Source organism: Novimethylophilus kurashikiensis (assembly GCF_003112435.1).
GTDB classification, from domain to species: Bacteria; Pseudomonadota; Gammaproteobacteria; order Burkholderiales; family Methylophilaceae; genus Novimethylophilus; species Novimethylophilus kurashikiensis.
The window spans coordinates 68,669-83,893 of record NZ_BDOQ01000002.1 but is presented as its reverse complement, the minus strand read 5'-3'; the positions used below and the strand labels follow the sequence as shown (position 1 = coordinate 83,893).

At 58.1% G+C, this 15,225-nt stretch carries 15 protein-coding genes; 12 read left to right on the top strand and 3 right to left on the bottom strand.

The window, feature by feature from the left end:
* Positions 1–188: 188 nt before the first annotated feature.
* The 7 genes from NMK_RS01695 to NMK_RS01665 all read left to right on the top strand — a co-directional run bounded on the left by NMK_RS01695 (position 189) and on the right by NMK_RS01665 (position 7,284).
* Positions 189–1,469, top strand: a complete 1,281-nt coding sequence (locus tag NMK_RS01695) for a formylmethanofuran dehydrogenase subunit B (RefSeq protein ID WP_181376138.1) — start codon at positions 189–191, stop codon at positions 1,467–1,469.
* Between the two features lie 24 nt (positions 1,470–1,493).
* Positions 1,494–3,170, top strand: a complete 1,677-nt coding sequence (locus tag NMK_RS01690) for a formylmethanofuran dehydrogenase subunit A (RefSeq protein WP_109014034.1) — start codon at positions 1,494–1,496, stop codon at positions 3,168–3,170.
* Positions 3,167–4,087: a formylmethanofuran--tetrahydromethanopterin N-formyltransferase gene (gene fhcD / locus NMK_RS01685; RefSeq protein ID WP_109014033.1), complete on the top strand. Its 921-nt coding sequence runs from the start codon at positions 3,167–3,169 to the stop codon at positions 4,085–4,087. The genes NMK_RS01690 and fhcD overlap by 4 nt, the downstream gene beginning before the upstream one ends.
* Complete coding sequence (locus NMK_RS01680; protein WP_109014032.1) at positions 4,084–4,890, top strand: formylmethanofuran dehydrogenase subunit C; 807 nt, start codon at positions 4,084–4,086, stop codon at positions 4,888–4,890. The genes fhcD and NMK_RS01680 overlap by 4 nt, the downstream gene beginning before the upstream one ends.
* 187 nt (positions 4,891–5,077) lie before the next feature.
* Positions 5,078–6,280, top strand: a complete 1,203-nt coding sequence (locus tag NMK_RS01675; RefSeq protein ID WP_146187115.1) for a S53 family peptidase — start codon at positions 5,078–5,080, stop codon at positions 6,278–6,280.
* Between the two features lie 18 nt (positions 6,281–6,298).
* Positions 6,299–6,676 carry a hypothetical protein gene (locus NMK_RS01670; RefSeq protein WP_109014030.1) on the top strand — a complete coding sequence of 126 codons (378 nt, stop codon included), beginning with the start codon at positions 6,299–6,301 and terminating at the stop codon, positions 6,674–6,676.
* Positions 6,677–6,798: 122 nt separating this feature from the next.
* Positions 6,799–7,284, top strand: a complete 486-nt coding sequence (locus NMK_RS01665) for a DUF6328 family protein (protein ID WP_109014029.1) — start codon at positions 6,799–6,801, stop codon at positions 7,282–7,284.
* A gap of 3 nt (positions 7,285–7,287) precedes the next feature.
* Here NMK_RS01665 and NMK_RS01660 read toward each other — a convergent pair whose 3' ends face one another.
* Positions 7,288–8,772: a helicase HerA-like domain-containing protein gene (locus tag NMK_RS01660; protein WP_109014028.1), complete on the bottom strand. Its 1,485-nt coding sequence runs from the start codon at positions 8,770–8,772 to the stop codon at positions 7,288–7,290.
* 88 nt (positions 8,773–8,860) lie between these two features.
* Positions 8,861–9,289 (bottom strand): DUF302 domain-containing protein, encoded by a 429-nt coding sequence (locus NMK_RS01655; RefSeq protein WP_306419331.1) that lies wholly within the window; start codon positions 9,287–9,289, stop codon positions 8,861–8,863.
* A 142-nt stretch (positions 9,290–9,431) separates the two neighbouring features.
* Here NMK_RS01655 and NMK_RS01650 point away from each other — a divergent pair, with 142 nt between their 5' ends.
* Positions 9,432–10,337: a formate/nitrite transporter family protein gene (locus NMK_RS01650; protein ID WP_109014026.1), complete on the top strand. Its 906-nt coding sequence runs from the start codon at positions 9,432–9,434 to the stop codon at positions 10,335–10,337.
* Here NMK_RS01650 and cysB read toward each other — a convergent pair whose 3' ends face one another.
* Positions 10,338–11,252 carry an HTH-type transcriptional regulator CysB gene (cysB, locus tag NMK_RS01645; RefSeq protein WP_109014025.1) on the bottom strand — a complete coding sequence of 305 codons (915 nt, stop codon included), beginning with the start codon at positions 11,250–11,252 and terminating at the stop codon, positions 10,338–10,340.
* 128 nt (positions 11,253–11,380) lie between these two features.
* Between cysB and NMK_RS01640 the strand changes: the two genes are divergently transcribed.
* Genes NMK_RS01640 through NMK_RS01625 form a run of 4 tightly spaced genes read left to right on the top strand, consistent with a single transcriptional unit; the run spans position 11,381 to position 15,221 of the window.
* The gene (locus NMK_RS01640; protein ID WP_109014024.1) at positions 11,381–12,163 is read left to right on the top strand and encodes a sulfite exporter TauE/SafE family protein; all 783 of its coding nucleotides are present in this window, start codon (positions 11,381–11,383) and stop codon (positions 12,161–12,163) included.
* A 24-nt stretch (positions 12,164–12,187) separates the two neighbouring features.
* On the top strand, positions 12,188–13,849 hold the full coding sequence (locus tag NMK_RS01635) for a nitrite/sulfite reductase (protein ID WP_109014023.1): 1,662 nt from the start codon (positions 12,188–12,190) through the stop codon (positions 13,847–13,849).
* Positions 13,849–14,511, top strand: coding sequence for a DUF934 domain-containing protein (locus NMK_RS01630; protein ID WP_109014022.1), 663 nt, complete (start codon positions 13,849–13,851; stop codon positions 14,509–14,511). Before NMK_RS01635 ends, NMK_RS01630 begins: the two co-directional genes overlap by 1 nt.
* Positions 14,511–15,221 (top strand): phosphoadenylyl-sulfate reductase, encoded by a 711-nt coding sequence (locus NMK_RS01625; RefSeq protein WP_109014021.1) that lies wholly within the window; start codon positions 14,511–14,513, stop codon positions 15,219–15,221. The genes NMK_RS01630 and NMK_RS01625 overlap by 1 nt, the downstream gene beginning before the upstream one ends.
* Positions 15,222–15,225: the final 4 nt, after the last annotated feature.

The window sequence follows — 15,225 nt, the reverse complement described above, 5'->3', positions numbered from 1 at the left end:
AATTTAACTAGTTTTGGTGCCGTTCTGACCGCGGGGGCTTCATCTTCTCCAGATCAGTACTACCGAGGCGCACACCTGATGTCCTCGCTGCAGTCCAAAGCAAGACTTAACTCTATGTTTCGTGCCTTGCTATTGAGTACTTAGAAAAGTATGGGCTCGACAACATCATTTTGGGGACGATTAGCCGGATGGATAATTTCGCACAAGCAGGTGTCGTGGAGAACGTCACCTGTCCCGCCTGCGGATTGTTGTGTGACGACCTGACTGTCGAACGCGACGCTGCAAGCAATCTCAAAGTCAGCAGTAACGCCTGTCAAAAGAGCGTGGTGTTCTTCAACCGCGCATCGCAAAGCTCCTCCCCGCGTATCAACGGAAAACCCGCAGACCTTGCGGCTGCGATTGCCAAGGCCGCTGAGATTCTCGGCAACGCCAAGCATCCGCTGTTCTCCGGCCTCGGCACAGAAGTGCAAGGCATGCGTGCCGTGATGAGCGTTGCAGATAAATCCTGCGCTGTCGTGGATCACATGAACTCCAACGGGTTCATGCGCAATATCCAAGTGATCCAGAATTCCGGCTGGCAAGTCACCACGCTGACCGAAGTCAAAAACCGCGTGGACCTGTTGGTGGTTGTCGGCACCGACATCGTGACCAACTTCCCGCGCTTCTTCGAGCGTGAAGTGTGGAACAAGGAATCCATGTTCGGTCAGGACACGGCAACCCGCGAAGTCGTCTACCTGGGCGGACGCAACATCAATACCGCTCCCGGCGTCTCGCCCGACGGCCGCCAGCCCGATGTGCTGCCATGCGACATCGACCGCCTGCCCGACGTCACCGCCGCACTGCGTGCACTGGTGCTCGGCAAAAAGCTGTACGCAACGGAAGTCGGCGGCATTGCCACGAGCGAACTCGAAAAGTTGGCCGAACGCCTCAAAAACGCCAAGTACAGCGTCGTCACCTGGGCGGCTGGCGCGGTCAACGTCCCGCACGCCGAGCTCACCATCCAGAACATCACCGAGATGGTGAAATCGCTCAACAAGACCACGCGCTCCTCCGGCTTGCCGCTGGGCGGCCTTGAGGGCGAGATGAATGCCAACCAGGTTTCGGCCTGGATCAGCGGTTATCCGATGCGCACTTCTTACGCCCGCGGCTATCCGGAACACGATCCTTACCATTTCTCGACCGATGCCCTGCTGGCTTCAGGCGAGACCGATGCGCTGTTCTGGATTTCCTCGCTTAACCCGGATCGTCTAGCGCCCAAGGTGGAACTGCCGACCGTGGTATTCGGTCATCCCGATATGAAACTGGAACAGGAACCGGATGTATTCATCCCTGTCGCCGTTCCAGGCATCGACCACAAGGGTATCGCCTTCCGCTCCGATAACGTCGTGTCGCTGCCGCTGGCTCAGCTTCGCAACAGCGCACTTCCCAGGCTGGGCGATGTGCTGAGCGCCATCGAACAAGCCCTGTAAAGCATTCACAAGGAAAATCAGATCATGCTGATTAAACTCACCGGCGGCACGGTCTACGACCCGGCGCACGGCATCAACGGCAAGGTCATGGACATCTATGTCCGCGACGGCCGCATCGTCGAGCGTCCGCGCGACGAAGAACGCATCGACCAGGAATACAACCTTGCCGGCAAGGTCGTCATGGCAGGTGCCATCGACATGCACACCCACATTGGCGGCGGCAAGGTCAATATTGCACGCACCATGCTGCCCGAAGACCATCGCGGCGACCCGGTCGCGCATAGCGACCTATGCAAGGCCGGCTGCGGCCACGCAGCCCCTTCCACGCTGACTACCGGCTACCGCTACGCCGAAATGGGCTACACCGCCGGCTTCGAACCTGCCGTGCTACCCATGAACGCACGTCAGGCCCACCTCGAAATGGGCGATACGCCCATCATCGACAAGGGCGGCTACGTCATGCTGGGCAGCGACGACCTGCTGCTGCGCATGATGACGGCCAAGAAGGACCAGAACGCGATCAACGACTACGTGGCTTGGACCATCAACGCCAGCCAGGCCATGGGCGTGAAAGTGGTAAACCCGGGCGGCATCAGCGCCTTCAAATTCAACCAGCGCTGGCAAGACCTGGACGAGAACAATCCCTTCTACCAAGTCACACCGCGCGACGTGCTGCAAACCCTGTCGCGCGCCGTCTACGAACTGGGCGTCCCCCATCCGCTGCACATCCACGGCAACAACCTGGGCGTGCCGGGCAACATGGATACCACGCTCAACACGATGGCCGGCGTGGACGGTTACCCCATCCACCTGACGCACATCCAGTTTCACAGCTACGGCACCGAAGGCGACCGCAAGTTCTCGTCCGGCGCGGCGCAAATCGCCGAGGCCATCAACAAGAACAAGCACGTCTCTGCGGACGTCGGCCAAATCTTGTTTGGCCAGACCGTGACAGCTTCCGGCGACAACATGTCCCAGTTCCGCAACGCCGGCCACGCCCATCCCAACAAATGGGTGTGCATGGACATCGAATGCGACGCGGGCTGCGGCGTGGTGCCGTTCAAGTACAAGGACCAAAACTTCGTCAACGCCCTGCAATGGGCCATCGGCCTGGAAATCTTCCTGCTGGTAGACGATCCCTGGCGCATCTTCCTGACCACCGACCACCCGAACGGCGCGCCCTTCACCAGCTACCCGCATTTGATCAAGCTGCTGATGGACAAGACCTTCCGTAACGATGTCTTCTCGCGTTTGAACCCCGACTCGCAGGCCATGAGCACGCTGGCTTCCATTGACCGCGAATACTCGCTGTACGAAATCGCCATCATGACCCGCGCCGGCGCCGCCAAACTGGTCGGCCTGCATGACCGCGGCCATCTGGGTGTAGGCGCAGGTGCCGACATCACGGTGTACACAGATAATCCCGACCGCGAAAAAATGTTCGCCAAGCCAGACTACGTGTTCAAGGACGGCGAACTGGTGGTCAAGGACGGCCAGGTGGTCAAGGTCACCTGGGGCGGCACGCACGCCGTCAAGCCGGACTTCGACCGCGGCATCGAGAAGGAAATCTCCAAGTACTTCAATGATTTCCACACCATCAAGATGGATCACATGAAAGTCACCGACGAGCACATCAGCGAAGACGGCCGCGGTTATGTGATTGAGCAGGAATGTAAAGGTCGCAGGGAGAAGACCGCATGATTATCAACGGCGTCCAGATCGACGACACCTTCGCCGAAGCCTTCGGCATGCGCGGCACACGCATCATCATCACAGCGCAAAACCACAAGTGGGCCAATATTGCAGCGGCCACCATGACTGGCTTCGCCACCTCGGTGATTGCCTGCGGCGTAGAAGCCGGCATCGAGCGCGAACTCGACCCGTCGGAAACACCCGACGGCCGTCCCGGTATATCCGTGCTGCTGTTCGCTATGTCGAGCGCAGTGCTGACCAAGCAACTGGAAACCCGCATGGGGCAATGTATCCTCACCTGCCCGACCACCGCGGCGTTCTCCGGGATCGACGAAGGCTACGCGGAAATCACCCGCATTCCCTTGTCCAAGAACCTGCGCTTTTTCGGCGACGGCTTCCAGACTTCCAAACAGTTCAACGGCAAACGCTACTGGCGCGTTCCGGTCATGGACGGCGAATTCCTGTGCGAAGAAACCACCGGCATGATCCGTTCGGTCGGCGGCGGTAACTTCCTGATCCTGGCCGAATCGCAGCCGCAAGCGCTAGCCGCTTGCGAAGCCGCCATCGAGGCCATGAAACAGATACCCAACGTCGTCATGCCTTTCCCCGGCGGCGTGGTGCGTTCAGGCTCCAAAGTCGGCTCGAAGTACAAGGCGCTGATTGCCTCGACCAACGACGCCTTCTGCCCGACACTGAAAGGCATCACCAAGACCGATCTCTCGCCCGAAATCGAATCCGTGATGGAAATCGTGATCGACGGCCTCTCCGATGCGGACATCCGCAAGGCAACGCGTGCGGGTATCGCAGCAGCTTGCGAACTCGGCGCCAAGAACGGTATCAAGCGCATTTCTGCCGGTAACTACGGCGGCAAGCTCGGCCAATTCCAGTTCCACCTGCGTGACATCATGAGCGGAGAAGCAGCATGAGCGCTCTTACCTTCAAGCTAAAACTACAAACCGCCCAGCGTATCGACGTCTCTCCTCTGACGCCTGACTTTCTGGCCGGGAACTCTGCTACGGATATCGCGGCAACCGAACTGCAATGCGGCAACCAGAGGCTCCGCGCCGATGCCGTATTCGACATCAGCGGCGACGATAGCAGCAACATCGTTTTCGACGGCGCCAACGGCAAGCTGGATTTCATCGGTTCCAAAATGCAAAGCGGCAACATCACCGTCAACGGCGACGCCGGCGCTTACCTGGCCTTCCAGATGAAAAAAGGCAGCGTCACGGTCAACGGCAACGCCGGGGCTTACGCTGCAAGCGGCCTTGCTGGCGGCACACTGCATATCCACGGCAACGTGGGCGATTTTCTCGCCTCCGCCATTCCAGGCGACAAGAAAGGCATGAAGGGCGGCCTCGTCATCGTCACCGGCAATGCCGGCGACCGAGTCGGCGATCAAATGCGCCGCGGCATCGTGCTGATCGAGGGTAATGCCGGCGCCTACTGCGCCTCGCGCATGTTGGCCGGTACTATCGGTGTGATGGGTTCCGTGGGCGAGTATGTCGGCTACGGCATGCGCCGCGGCACCTTGCTGCTTTTCAGCAAGCCAGCCCTGCACTCGACGCTACAAGACTGCGGCACGCATACCCTGCCCTTCCTGAGCCTCATGTTCAAGTCGTTCCGTAACCTACCCACAAAGTTCGCGACCATCAACAAAAACCGCGTCCAGCGCTTTGGGGGCGATCTCGCCAACGATGGCAAGGGGGAAATCCTGGTCTTCCAGTAATCTCTTCCACGGAGCCTGTGCTCCGGCAAGCATTAAAAAGTGCGGTAATCCATTGATTGCCGCACTTTTTTTATGCCTATCAGCCGACGAACGTATCTTTCAAATAGCCTCAATAAAGCTTAAGCTCATCTATTAATAGCCGTAGTAGCAAGGCAGCCGAACCTTCGACACTTAACGGGAGATGAAGATGGCTTACAAACATGTACTTGCTACCTGGCTTGGCGCGACACTCGGATTCTGTATCATGCCGTTACAGGCGGCAGACGACACGGCGGCAGATCATTCAGTCCACCAATCAGGCAACCCGCTTCCCGCCCCGGGTTATGCCCGCCCACCTTTCCACATCACACGCAACGCCACCACCGGACCGACCGGATTAACGCCGGTCAAGGTCGCCAAGTTCTACGGTATCGATCAAATCATTAACCAAGGTGCCGGGCAAACCATTGCCATTGTCGATGCCTATGATGACCCCAATATCGAAGCCGACCTCGGCACTTTCAGTAAGGCATTCAGCTTGCCAGTTTGTACGAGCGGCAATGGATGCTTCAAGAAAATCTACGCGTCCGGAAGCAAACCCTCGCCCAATGCGGGCTGGGCCCTTGAAATGGCGCTGGACGTAGAATGGGCGCATGCCATTGCCCCGCAAGCCAAGATCATCCTGGTCGAAGCCGCCAGTAACAGCTTCGCTAACCTGATGAAGGCCATCGATGTCGCGGTCAAGAACGGTGCCTCTGTCGTTTCCATGAGTTTCGGCGGGTCAGAATTTTCGTCGGAAACGTCATACGACTACCACTTCAACGTACCCAACGTCTCGTTCACCGCCTCTTCAGGCGATAGCGGCTACGGGGTGGAATATCCCGCCGCCTCGCCTTACGTGGTTGCCGTCGGCGGCACGACGATGAACCTGGCGGATGCTACTGGTGCCTATGGCAGCGAAACTGCATGGAGCGGTAGCGGCGGCGGGCAAAGTGCTTATGAAACCCAGCCCAATTACCAAACTGACATCGCTAATAGTAATGGCAAGCGCGGAGTACCCGATGTTGCTTATGGTGCCGATCCCAACATCGGCTTCGCAGTGTACGACTCGCTAAAATACAACGGGCAAAGCGGCTGGTTTCAGGTGGGTGGCACCAGCGCCGGCGCGCCACAATGGGCAGCCCTGTTCGCTGTCGCCAATTCCATCCGAGCCAGCGCTAGCATGACTGCGCTCACCCTGCCCGACGCAGACTTGTATCCTGCCGCGACGACCGTCGGCAACTTCCACGACGTGACCAGCGGCACCAACGGAACCTGCGGCACGCTCTGCACCACAGCTGCCGGCTACGACTACGTGACAGGGTTGGGCAGTCCCATCACTAACCATTTGATGAGTTCGCTCACGCAATAAACCGGTTCCGAAATAGCCATGCCGCTGAAACGAATACTCGCCTGGATTGTTTTCCCGGCTTTGTTCGGCGCATGGCTTTTCAGCGCAAGCATCTGGCCCGGAAACAGCGCGATTTATAACGCTGTCCTCGCCGATGACGCCAAGGAAATTAGCCATTTACTTGCGCAAGGTGCCGATCCGAACAGTCAATCCGAACCGCTGATCTTGGACCGCAACCGAACTGAGTTGAAGAAGTACCGATATCCTCCGCTCATTTATGCCTGCGCCATGGCAAAGCAGCCGCGGCTTTGGCGCTCGTGGAAGGCGGAGCCAATCCCAACACCCTGGACGAAGACGGAAAAAGCGCGCTCGACATGGCCACAAGCCAACATCTGGACCAACTCTCCAACGCGCTGATTCAGCGCGGCGGCACTTCACACGAGCATTAACCGAAACAGCACAAGACAGGGCGTGCCAGCGCACAAAATACCAGTGAAGCTTGGTCTATGTTGGATGAGCTATCGCAGCCATGCAAGCCCATGCACACTAAGCCTATAAACCAGGACAAGATCGAAAAAGTCCCTCTGGTCGACGCATTCCGTTTCGTACTGGAAGAATGCCGCATGGTACTGCCAGGTATACAGGGATTATTCGGCTTTCAGTTGATTGCCGTGTTCAACGACGGATTCTCGGAGAAACTCAGCGCTGGCGAGCAAGCCCTGCATTTGCTCGCGCTCGGACTGGTCGCCGTCGCGATTGCGCTGATCATGACGCCGGCAGCGTTTCATCGGCATTGCGGCCCCAACCAGGTCAGTGACGCACTGGTCGCACTCTCTACCCGGCTGGTATTGTGGAGCATGCTGCCGCTGTCCTTGGGCATCAGCCTAGACTTCTACCTCATCGCCCGTATCGTGTTGCAATCGCCTTGGGTCGCCATCCTGGCGGGACTGCTGTTCTTGTTTTTCGTTCTGATGTGGTTCGCCCTGCCGCGGTTGGCAAGGCTGAGGCGCCCTCCCAGCGACTAGGCTTTATCGTTTACTGCCAAGGATGGAGCCCAACACACCGCGCACGATTTGACGTCCCAATTCAGCACCGATAGTACGAGCAATGCTTTTCGCTGCGGCTTCCAATACGCCCTGGCGCCCGCGTCCACCGCGTGGCCCGACCTCCCCGCCCAACATGCCGCCCCAATCGAAACCGCGGCTTTCCTCAGCCGGTGGTTGCTCGGGTGTTTGCGCTGCACGGCCCTTGAGGATTTCGTAGGCAGATTCGCGGTCGATGGCTTTTTCGTAATGCCCATACAACAGCGATGCCTGGATTACCGCACGTCGTTCTTGTTCATTGGCCGGACCGATACGGCTACCGGGCGGGATGATGAGGGCACGCTCCACCGGCGCGGGACGCCCCTTGTCGTCCAGTAAGGACACCAGCGCTTCGCCCACGCCCAGCTCGGTGATGGCCGTTTCCACGTCCAGTTTGGGATTGGCGCGGAAGGTCTCGGCGGCGGATTTGACGGCCTTCTGGTCGCGCGGAGTAAAGGCCCGCAAGGCATGCTGGATACGGTTGCCGAGTTGCCCCAGCACCACGTCGGGAATATCCAATGGATTCTGGCTGACGAAATACACGCCGACACCCTTGGATCGGATCAGGCGCACCACTTGCTCGATCTTGGAGAGCAGCGCAGGCGGCGCATCGTTGAACAGCAAATGCGCCTCGTCGAAGAAGAACACCAACTTGGGTTGATCCAAATCGCCGACTTCCGGCAGCTTTTCGAAGAGTTCCGACAGCAGCCACAGCAACAAGGTGGCATAGGCGCGCGGTGAGTTGTAGAGCGTCTCAGCCGCAAGAATATTGATTACGCCGCAACCTTTTTCGTCGGTCTGCATGAGGTCGTCGAAATTGAGCGCAGGTTCGCCGAAAAGTTTGTCGCCGCCCTCGTGTTCCAGTTGCAACAGGCCGCGCTGGATGGCGCCTACGCTGGCGACTGAGATATTTCCGTATTCGCTGGTGAACTCTCCGGCATGCTCCGCGGCATATTGCAACATGGCGCGAAGGTCTTTCAGGTCAAGCAGCAGCCATCCGTTGTCGTCGGCGATCTTGAACATCGCCGTGAGCACACCGGCCTGGGTATCGTTGAGGTTCAGCATGCGCGACAGCAGCAGCGGCCCCATGTCAGAAACCGTCGCACGCATGGGATGGCCTTTTTCACCGAACACATCCCAGAACACGACCGGATTGGCGTCGAAAGCGAATTCCTGAAGCTTGAGTTCCTTGATCCGCGCATCCACCTTGGCGTTGCCGCCGCCGGGCAACGCCGCGCCCGAAAGGTCGCCCTTCACGTCCGCCATGAACACCGGCACGCCGTTGCGAGAGAATTGCTCTGCGAGCGACTGCAGCGTGATGGTTTTGCCGGTGCCAGTCGCACCCGCGATCAGGCCGTGGCGGTTAGCCATGCGGGAAAGAAGAGAGAGTTCGATCTTGCCGGATTTGGCGATCAACAAGGATTCAGTCATATTTCGTATCGAAAAATTAATAAGCGACGACAAGTTAGCGCAGGCCAGTCACGACGGCAAGGCGAAGGCGGTAAGCCTAGCCACTACCTTAAATTTCGCCTTTTCTCGCCTTATCGATGATGGAAAGCAGCACCTCCTCCAACTTCTGCGCGGCTTTAACCGCACGCTCGGTAGGATGCTTAATGTATTTAAGGTCGAAGCTGGGACGATCCAGGGCTAGATACAGCTGCTTATCTTTTTCGTAGATCGCGATACGACAAGGCGCGAACACCGCAAATTCAGGATGATCCAGCATGATTTCCGCGCCTAGGCTGAGGTTGCAATAGCTGCGCACTTCCAGCACCCCTTCCAACGGCAAGCCGCGCTGCTTGATGTGTTCTCCCAGCGGGAAATTAGCTGGGCTAACGAAATTTGCACCCTCGGCTGCGACTTTGAGGCTGGTCACGACATCATCATAAGTCACACCCGGCTCGACCTTGACGCTGTAGATCGGAGTATCAGGATCGACAGGAGGCATTGCTTGAGGTGCGGCATGAGCGCACGCAGTGAATAGGAGCATCCAAAATAACTGTTTTAAGCCTTTCATTATTAGGGTTGTTCCTCTCAAGATCAGCCGATTCGAATATAATTGAAAAATTTTTTAACTTTTATTCACACTCATGCCCGAACACATTCCTACCTCGAACGATGCCTTCACGCCTGCCCAGATGGCTTCCAAGGTCCAGAACATCGGCGTCAGCAAGGCGCGCATGCCAGCCTTCAAGCTTATTGTACTGGGGCTCATGGCCGGCGGCTTCATTTCCTTCGGCGCGATCAACTTCACGACCGTCCTGGCGCAAGGATTACCGCGACTAGTCGCAGCAACCGCGTTCGCATTGGGCCTCATCCTTGTCATCGTCGGTGGCGCCGAGCTCTTCACCGGCAACAACCTCATGGCAATGGCCTGGGCCGAACGCAAGATCACAACACGCGAGGTATTGCGAAACTGGTTCTATGTCTATTTCGCCAATCTGATCGGCTGCCTCGGCCTGGTCGCGATGGCCTATTGGTCGGGCATTCTGCAAGGCGAACATCTCAATTACGGCGTCCAGGCGTTGACTATTGCTGCTGTAAAGAGCCACATGCCCTGGTGGCAGGCTTTCTTCAAGGGCATCCTGTGCAACAGCCTGGTTTGCCTGGCCGTTTGGCTGTGCTTTGCGGCACGTAGCGTGACCGACCGCATTTTCGCCATCGTGTTTCCCATCGCCGGCTTCGTCAACATGGGATTCGAGCACAGCATTGCCAACATGTTCTTTATCCCCATGGGCATGCTGGCCTCGCTCGACCCCGCCATCGTTTCAGCAGCGCACCTGCCCGCCGAGACGATGGCCGACCTCAACTTCTACGGTTTCTTGCGCAATATCAGCGCGGTCACGTTAGGCAATATCTTCGGTGGCACAGTGCTGGTCGCGGGAATGTATTACTCCGTCTATCTGCGCGGACGATCCAAGACCGAAATGCCGGTGATGTCTGCCATGGTCAAACAAGGCCATGCGAGCGAAGGCAAGAAAGCCAAGGTAGCCTGATTACAACGCCGCGTTGACCGCCTGGCGGTCGAGATGCGGCGCGATCAGGTGAATGAATTCGTAGATGTAACCCCGCAAGTAAGCGTCCCGGCGCACGCCCAGGTAGGTCGTGCTGTCGGGGAATAAATGGCTGGCATCCAGCATCACGAGGTTCTGGTCACGCTCCTGGTTGTAGGCCATTTTGGCCAATAGCCCGACGCCCAAGCCGAGTTCCACGTAAGTCTTGATCACGTCCGAGTCGATCGCCGTCAGCACGATATTGGGGTTCAACCCTTGCGCCTCGAACATGCGCTTGACCGAAGTACTGCCGGTAAAGCCCAGGTCGTAAGTCACGATGGGATATTGCGCAATGCGCTCCAGCGTCAGCGTGCCGCCATCTGCCAACGGGTGCCCCGGCGGCACCACCACGCAACGATTCCAGGTGTAGCAAGGCAGCGCCGCCAACTCATCGTTTTCGGCAATCGATTCTGTCGCAATGCCGATATCGGCCTCGCCATTGATAACCAGCTCCGACACCTGCTTGGGGCTGCCTTGGTGAATACTGAGCTGCACCGAGGGATAACGCTCCACAAAAGCTTTGACTGCGGGTGGGAGTCGATAGCGCGCCTGGGTATGGGTGGTGGCGATGGAGAGGCAGCCTTCGCTTTCCTGGGTAAAATCCTCGCCCACGCGCTTGATGTTTTCCATCTCTCGCAATACGCGTTCGGCCATATTGAGGATGGCCATGCCCGGTTCGGTGACACTGGTCAGGCGCTTGCCGCTACGGTGGAAAATTTGCAGGCCGAGTTCTTCCTCGAGCAACTGGATTTGCTTGCTGACGCCTGGTTGCGAAGTGTGCAACACATCGGCTGCGGTGGAGACGTTCAAACCTTGCCGATGAACCTCGCGGATATAGCGGAGTTGGTGCAATTTCATAGGTATTTGATATCGAGCCTAGACGACCATTCTTATAACTGGAAAGAATAAGATAGAACAACATATTCTTTCTGGCAAGAAACCGCGTCTGCTATAGTGGCGCCCTCATTCTGGCAGAACTACAAGATATGGAAATTGGTTATATATTCTCGGGCATGCTCGTCGGCTTGTTGGTCGGCATTACCGGGGTAGGCGGCGGGTCGCTGATGACGCCGCTGCTGGTGTTCCTGTTCGGCTTCAAGCCTGCCGTTGCTGTCGGTACCGACCTTTTGTTCGCCTCCCTGACCAAGAGCGGCGGTGTGTTGGTGCATCACGGCAACCATAAATCCGTCGAGTGGCGCATCGTCGCCCTGCTGTCTGCCGGCAGCTTGCCCGCTGCAATCGCTACGCTCATGGTGCTCAATCACTTCGCCAAGATCGGCAAGGATGTCACCCACACCATCACGTTCTCCCTGGGTATCGCGCTGATCCTGACGGCGATTGCATTGTTCGTTCGCGCTTATATTCAAAAAGCCGGCAAGAATGCCGAAGACCACGCCCCGGGGCGTTTTCATCACCTGCAAGCACCGGCGACCGTAGTGGTCGGCCTGGTATTGGGCGTACTGGTCACGCTATCTTCCGTCGGTGCCGGCGCACTCGGCACTGTAGCGTTGATTTTCCTGTATCCGCGCTTGCCTACAGTGAAGATTGTCGGCACCGATCTCGCCCACGCCATTCCGCTCACCGCCATCGGCGGTTTCGGCCATTGGCAAATGGGCAACGTCGATTTCACCCTGCTAAGCAGCTTGCTGGTAGGTTCCCTGCCCGGCATCTGGGTTGGCAGCCATTTGAGCGCCAAGATTCCTGAGAAATTTTTACGGCCGCTATTGGCATCGATCCTGATGCTAATCGGCTTCAAATTTGTTTTGTAACGGTTATTCACAAGCACTGACACTATGTATATCTACGACGACATCGACCAACGCATCGTTGACGAACGCGTCGCCCAGTACCGCGATCAAACGCGTCGCTACCTGGCCGGCGAACTCTCCGACGATGAATTCCGTCCGCTGCGCCTGCAGAATGGCCTTTATATTCAGCGTCATGCTCCCATGATGCGCATCGCCGTGCCTTACGGCCTGATGAATGCACGCCAGATGCGCAAGCTGGCCGACATCACCCGCCGCTACGACAAGGGCTACGGCCATTTCAGCACGCGCCAGAACTTCCAGCTCAACTGGCCCAAGCTGGAAGACACGCCGGACATCCTCGCCGAACTGGCAACCGTGCAGATGCACGCTATCCAGACCTCCGGCAGTTGCATCCGCGCCATTACGGCCGATCAATTCGCAGGTGTCGCACCTGATGAGATTGTCGATCCACGCCCGTTCATCGAAGTCATGCGCCAGTGGAGCAGTTTCCACCCCGAATTCGCCGGCCTGCCGCGCAAGTTCAAGATCGCCGTCAACGGCGCCAAGAACGACCGCGCCCTGGTGCTGACGCACGACATCGGCCTGGAACTCTACAAGGACGGCGACGGCAAGATGGCCGTTCGCGTGTTCGTCGGCGGCGGCCTCGGCCGTACGCCCATCCTCGGCAGCAAGATTCGCGAACATCTGGAATGGCAGCACGCCTTGACCTATTGCGAAGCCATCCTGCGCGTTTACAACCTGCATGGCCGCCGCGATAACGCTTTCAAGGCGCGTATCAAGATTTTGGTGAAAGCCTTGGGCGCCGAAGAATTCGGCCGCCAGGTCGAAGCCGAATGGGTGCACCTCAAGGACGGCCCCAGTACCATCACGCAGGTCGAGTACGACCGCGTGGCAAGCTTCTTTGTGCCAAATCGCTACACCGCCCTGCCCGATCACGATGCATCCTTCGATGCGGCCATTGCCTCCAATCCGGCCTTTGCCGCCTGGGCCAAGCGCAACGTGCACGGCCACAAGGTGCCGGGCTACCGCGCCGTCACCCTGTCACTCAAGAAAACCGGCGTACCTCCGGGTGACGTGACTCATAACCAAATGGATGCAATCGCAGATTTGGCCGATCGCTACTCCTTCGGCGAACTGCGCGTCTCGCACGAGCAGAACCTCATTCTGGCGGATGTGAAGCTAGGCGACTTGTTCGCCGTGTGGGAAAAGGCTCGCGAACAAGCCCTGGCAACGCCGAATATCGGCCTTCTGACCGACATCATCTGCTGCCCCGGCGGCGATTTCTGCAGCTTGGCCAATGCCAAATCCATCCCGATCGCGCAGGCCATCCAGGAAAAATTCGACGACCTCGATTACCTGCACGACATCGGCGACATCGAGCTCAACATCTCCGGCTGCATGAACTCCTGCGGCCACCAACACGTCGGCCACATCGGCGTACTAGGCGTGGATAAGGACGGTTCGGAGTGGTACCAGATCACCATCGGCGGCAAGCAAGGTTCCGATGCCAGCCTCGGCACCGTCATCGGCCCGTCTTTCGCTTCGACCGAAGTGCCCGGCGTGATCCAGAAACTGATCGAAACCTACATTGCCAATCGCACCGATGAAGAACGCTTCATCGATACGGTGCGCCGCATCGGCGTAGCGCCGTTCAAGGCGCATGTTTACGCGAAGGAGGCTGCGTAATGTCCAACCTCATCAAGAACAACGCCATCGTCGCCGACGAATGGACACTGGTAAAACTGCCCGCACCGGCTGAAGAAACCGTGCGCAAGCAGGCCGGCAAGGTAGTGATCTTCAAGGTCACCGGCGAACCCGCTGCCACGCCGGAGCAGATCGAGGGCACCGTAATTCCCGAAAACGGCAAGGCCATTATTCCGCTCACCGTCTGGCTCGCACGCAAGGAGCAACTTTCTGCACGTTTTGCCAAGGGAGAAATCGGCGTCTGGGTAGACAGCTTCGAACTGCTGGAAGACTTGACCGACAGCGTGGACGACATCAACCGCCTGCCGCTCATTGCTATCAACTTCCCACGCTTTGTCGACGGTCGCGGCTTCTCCATGGCCGCACTGCTGCGTACCCGTTACGGCTACAAGAACGAACTGCGCTCCATCGGCGACGTGCTGCGCGACCAGCTTTATTTCATGAAACGCTGCGGCTTCGATGCCTATTCGATTCGCGCCGACAAGTCTGCCGAAGATGCCCTCGCCAGCCTGCGCGATTTTTCCGAGCCCTATCAGGGCGCCGTGGATAATCCGCTGCCGGTATGGCGCCGTCATGCCCGCACCTCTCACCATGCAGCCTCTGCGGGCCGCGTGTTCTCACGTCACGAAGACGAGGTGGATTGATGGATCTGCAACCCAAGATCGACGCCGTTGCGGCGTTGCTGAAACGTATCGAGTCCGAATTCAGCCCAGCAACCTTCGCCAACAGCCTGGGCGCGGAAGACATGGTGCTGACCGACCTCATCGCCAAGTACGCGCCGGGCATCGAGCTGTTCACGCTGGATACCGGCCGTCTGAATCCTGAGACTTATGACCTGTTGGCAAAGGTGCAGGAAACTTACGGCAACACCGTGCAAGTGCGAACCTATGCGCCGCAGGCCGAAGCGATTCAAACATATATCAACACTAATGGCATCAATGCCTTTTATAATTCCGTGGAGTTGCGCAAGCAGTGCTGCGGCATTCGCAAGGTGGAGCCGCTGAAGCGCGCCCTGGACGGCAAGAAAGCCTGGATCACCGGCATGCGTCGCCAGCAAGCGGTCACGCGCAAGGATATGCCGTTCGAGGAAATGGACGCCGACCACGGCCTGATGAAGTTCAACCCGCTTGCGGACTGGACCGAGAAGGAAGTCTGGGCGTATCTCCGCGACAACGGCGTGCCATACAACGCGTTGCACGACCAGCACTACCCCAGCATCGGCTGCGCACCTTGCACTCGCGCCATCGCTATGGGCGAAGATGTTCGCGCCGGCCGTTGGTGGTGGGAGGATGAAGCAGGCAAGGAATGCGGCCTGCATGTTAAGAAAATCAGCGCCGTAACGCCTATCAAGTAAGAGA

Bases quoted from the DNA above. Each gene is read 5' to 3' on its own strand.
- NMK_RS01675 (WP_146187115.1), top strand. From the start codon at position 5,078: ATGGCTTACAAACATGTACTTGCTACCTGGCTTGGCGCGACACTCGGA.
- NMK_RS01690 (WP_109014034.1), top strand. From the start codon at position 1,494: ATGCTGATTAAACTCACCGGCGGCACGGTCTACGACCCGGCGCACGGC.
- NMK_RS01630 (WP_109014022.1), top strand. From the start codon at position 13,849: ATGTCCAACCTCATCAAGAACAACGCCATCGTCGCCGACGAATGGACA.
- cysB (WP_109014025.1), bottom strand. From the start codon at position 11,252: ATGAAATTGCACCAACTCCGCTATATCCGCGAGGTTCATCGGCAAGGT.
- NMK_RS01695 (WP_181376138.1), top strand. From the start codon at position 189: ATGGATAATTTCGCACAAGCAGGTGTCGTGGAGAACGTCACCTGTCCC.
- NMK_RS01670 (WP_109014030.1), top strand. From the start codon at position 6,299: ATGCCGCTGAAACGAATACTCGCCTGGATTGTTTTCCCGGCTTTGTTC.
- fhcD (WP_109014033.1), top strand. From the start codon at position 3,167: ATGATTATCAACGGCGTCCAGATCGACGACACCTTCGCCGAAGCCTTC.
- NMK_RS01625 (WP_109014021.1), top strand. From the start codon at position 14,511: ATGGATCTGCAACCCAAGATCGACGCCGTTGCGGCGTTGCTGAAACGT.
- NMK_RS01655 (WP_306419331.1), bottom strand. From the start codon at position 9,289: ATGCCTCCTGTCGATCCTGATACTCCGATCTACAGCGTCAAGGTCGAG.
- NMK_RS01680 (WP_109014032.1), top strand. From the start codon at position 4,084: ATGAGCGCTCTTACCTTCAAGCTAAAACTACAAACCGCCCAGCGTATC.
- NMK_RS01640 (WP_109014024.1), top strand. From the start codon at position 11,381: ATGGAAATTGGTTATATATTCTCGGGCATGCTCGTCGGCTTGTTGGTC.
- NMK_RS01660 (WP_109014028.1), bottom strand. From the start codon at position 8,772: ATGACTGAATCCTTGTTGATCGCCAAATCCGGCAAGATCGAACTCTCT.
- NMK_RS01650 (WP_109014026.1), top strand. From the start codon at position 9,432: ATGCCCGAACACATTCCTACCTCGAACGATGCCTTCACGCCTGCCCAG.
- NMK_RS01665 (WP_109014029.1), top strand. From the start codon at position 6,799: ATGCACACTAAGCCTATAAACCAGGACAAGATCGAAAAAGTCCCTCTG.
- NMK_RS01635 (WP_109014023.1), top strand. From the start codon at position 12,188: ATGTATATCTACGACGACATCGACCAACGCATCGTTGACGAACGCGTC.